Source organism: Rhizobium phaseoli, assembly GCF_003985125.1.
GTDB lineage: Bacteria > Pseudomonadota > Alphaproteobacteria > Rhizobiales > Rhizobiaceae > Rhizobium > Rhizobium phaseoli.
The window spans coordinates 1-1,076 of record NZ_ML133640.1 but is presented as its reverse complement, the minus strand read 5'-3'; the positions used below and the strand labels follow the sequence as shown (position 1 = coordinate 1,076).

The 1,076-nt window shown below is 65.7% G+C and carries 1 protein-coding gene; it reads right to left on the bottom strand.

All coding sequences use genetic code 11. The features are described from left to right. The coding region (locus EFD56_RS32500; protein ID WP_126907131.1) for an IS110 family RNA-guided transposase at positions 1-914 on the bottom strand (914 nt) is incomplete at its 3' end. Positions 915-1,076: the final 162 nt, after the last annotated feature.

Genomic DNA, 1,076 nt, shown 5'->3' with positions numbered 1-1,076 from the left:
GGCGTTTGTCTTTTGAGGATAGTGTTGATCATGATGATGAGCTTTCGCATGGCGGCGACGATGGCGACCTTGGGCGGTTTGCCGGCGTCGCGCAGCCGCTTGTGAAAGGCCTTGATGGTCGGGCTGCAGCGGATGGCCGAGAGCGTTGCCATGTAGAGAGCACATCGGACGGTGGCGCGGCCGCCGGCGATGTGGCGCTGGCCGCGCCAGGCGCCGCTGTCGTGGGCGATGGGTGCGACGCCGACGAGGGCTGCGAGTTTCTTGTCGTCGATGGCGCCGAGTTCGGGCAGTTCGGCGATGAGCACGGCAGCGCCGATCTCGCCGATGCCGGGCACAGTCAACAGCAAGTCGCGGCGTGCGGCCATGTCTGGCTCGGCGTCGATGGCGAGCGCGATGGCGGCATCGACGCGGGCGAGCTGGGCCTTGAGGGCGGCGATGGTCTCGCCGATCAGCATGGCGACGGCTTGCGGGGCATGTTCCAGGCGGTTCTTCTCGGCGACCGCCATGTCGATGAGCTGGCGGCGGCGGGCGACAAGGGCAGCAAGCGCGATGCGGCCGTCGTCGATAGGTGGGATCTGTGCCGGCCGCATCGCTCCGGCAAAGTGGAGAATGACGCGGGCATCGACCTGGTCGGTCTTGGCCAGCCGGCCGCTGGCCCTGGCGAAGTCGCGCACCTGGCGGGGATTGACGACGGCGACGGCAATGCCGGCGGCCATCAGCGTCCTGACGAGCGCCATCTCATAACCGCCGGTGGCTTCGACGACGACGAGCTCGGCGCCGGCTATCGCCGTCGCCAGAGCGGCCCGGCCCGGCACATCATTGTCGAAACGGACAACGCGTTTGCCTTCGACAGCCACATCGAAATGGGCCTTCGAGACATCAATGCCGACCATGAAAGCTTGCGGCACATGCATGACTGCTCCTCCTTGCAACGCGGGCTCAAGGCCCAATCAACCGTTCGAGCGAAGACATGGCGACGGAGATGCTTGCTGAGGCACGAGTTCAAAACCCCGGGATGACACGCATCTCCGTCGCACAGCCGCATTATACAGCAGCGGCAACGTACAAGGATGAGG